2 protein-coding genes and 1 pseudogene are annotated in these 2,098 nt (G+C 69.3%); all 3 read right to left on the bottom strand.

The features are described from left to right. Window positions 1-887, bottom strand: an 887-nt coding sequence (locus VF632_RS09565) for a helix-turn-helix domain-containing protein (RefSeq protein ID WP_331022653.1), incomplete at its 3' end; no start/stop codon positions are given. Between the two features lie 77 nt (window positions 888-964). Further along, the gene (locus tag VF632_RS09570) at window positions 965-1,876 is read right to left on the bottom strand and encodes an IS3 family transposase (protein ID WP_331022654.1); all 912 of its coding nucleotides are present in this window, start codon (window positions 1,874-1,876) and stop codon (window positions 965-967) included. Beyond that, window positions 1,876-2,098: pseudogene (locus VF632_RS09575) on the bottom strand (IS3 family transposase); the annotation flags it as partial. The gene VF632_RS09570 and the pseudogene VF632_RS09575, both read right to left, overlap by 1 nt.

Genomic DNA, 2,098 nt, shown 5'->3' on the forward strand with positions numbered 1-2,098 from the left:
TCTCCCTCCCAGTGGCCCGGTACCGCCCGGTCGGCCACCTCAGCCGGGCGCTCGCTGATCATGATCTCGGGCGTGACATGCGACTTGCGCCGACCACGGCTGCGCGCCCGCGGAACCCGGAGCGCCCGCCCGGTCCGCAGGCAGGCGGTCAGCTCGCGCCGCAGCGCGCCGCGCCCTTGCACGTACAGCGCCTGATAGATCGTCTCATGGCTGATGCGCATCGTCTCGTCACCAGGAAAGTCGAGCCGCAGCCGTCGAGCAATCTGCTCAGGGCTCCACGCCTTGCCCCAGCGACGGTGCTGGCGCCGACCATGGCGCCGGCTTCTCCAGGGCACGACAGGCCCGCGAGCCGCGGACCCGCCAGGGCCAGCAACCTCCCCGGCCAGCCGCTCCCGGACATATTTCCGCAATCGCGCGTTCACCGCCAGCTTCACCGGCTTAGGACGGCGGGCCGCCCGCTCGGCATGCCACTGCGCCGTGGTGGCCCGATATTCCAGGTTGCCACCGCGCGTGGCCGCGTTGCGCCTCAGCTCACGCGAGATCGTTGACGCGTCCCGACCCAGCCGCCGGGCTGTCTCCCGTACCCCGCAGCCCTGCACCCGCAGTAACGCGATCTCTTCGCGCTCCGCAAACGACAGATGCCGCTCCGATTTTGGCTTCGACGATGGTGCAAGTATCTTCGGTGGCATGCCGCCTGCTTCCCGGAACCACCGGTAGCCTACCGGATGCGACACGCCGGCGCCGCTCGCCGCTTCCTCACTCGACACACCCGTCGCAATAGCCGCCCAGAACCGTCGCCGGTTCTCACGCTGAACCACTCCCGGTCGGCCAGGCGACCGCTTCAACACTGGGCGTAGTGCCCGATCCGACCGTCGTCGCCCGCTCATCGCAACCTCCTCAGCCCTGGTGTTGCGACGACCGCTTGAATCCACCCCGCACCCGGCTGTCTGGACAATAGGTTGCGTTATGCGGCGCGCCTGAAAGTCTCCTCCTGCCAGGCGGCGCGCATCCGGGCTGGGCTGCGATACCCATTCTTCTCGATCAGCCACTCGGCGTTGTAGCGGGCGACGAAGGCCCGGACGGCGTCACGCACGTCCTCGATGGTCTGGAAGATGCGACCATGGACGGCTTGCTCTTTCAGGGTGCGAAAGAGCCTCTCGATCACGCCGTTCGTCTCGGGCTCCCTGACGAAGGCATAGCTCGGCGCCATGCCCCAGAACCTGATCTGCTTCTGGAAGACGTCGGCCATGAAGTTACTGCCGTGGTCGTGGCGTAGCGCCAGGCCACGGGCGACGCCGGCACCGAGATGGCCGAACTGCTGGCGCACCGCCATGCCGAGGGCCTGGATCGCCTCGGTGCGGGTGCCGTGCTTGGCCACGTGCCAGCCGAGCAACTCGGCATTCCAGTGCTCGGCCACGCCGAACAGCCAGACCTTGCCGTCCGCGACGGTGGTGATCTGGGTGGCGTCGGTGGCCCACATGATGTTCGGCGCTTCGGTGATGATGTGCCTCTCGTGCGACGTCTCCGGCCGCGTGCGGGCCCGGTGCGGCGAGAGCAGGGCGTGCTGGCGCATCAGCCGCAGCACCCGCTTGCGCGAGACCCGGACGCCGTCCAGCGTCCGCAGTCTGGCCCACACCTTGCGGTGACCCTCGCCGGTCCAGGGCGAGCGGGTGAGGTCGGCGCGGATGGCCGCGAGCAGATCCTCATCGGAGATGGCCGGCTTGGGGCCGCGGCGTGCTGGGCTTGACCTCGGCCCGGCCTCCTCCGCGCTGGCCTGATGCGCAGCGTAGAACGAGGACCTGGAAACCTCCCAAACGTGGCAGACCCGGGCGACCCCGTAGCGGCGGCCGGTGCTTGGGGAGGTCGCGTCCGCCATTATCGCAACCTCCTGCGGGCCAAAGGGCTGGGCCGCTCCATCTTGGCGCGCAGCAGCTCGTTCTCCATGCTCAGCTCGCCAATCCGCTGCATGGCCGCGGCGAGTTGGCCCTCGGCCGGGTCGGCCTCGCGCTCTTTCAGCGCCCCCTCCAGCGCGGCTTCGGCCTTCTGCCGCCACTGCGCAAGCTTGAACACCGGCAAGCCGAGCTCGCGCGAGAGCAGC

Source organism: Longimicrobium sp., assembly GCF_036388275.1.
In the GTDB taxonomy this organism is placed as follows: Bacteria; Gemmatimonadota; Gemmatimonadetes; order Longimicrobiales; family Longimicrobiaceae; genus Longimicrobium.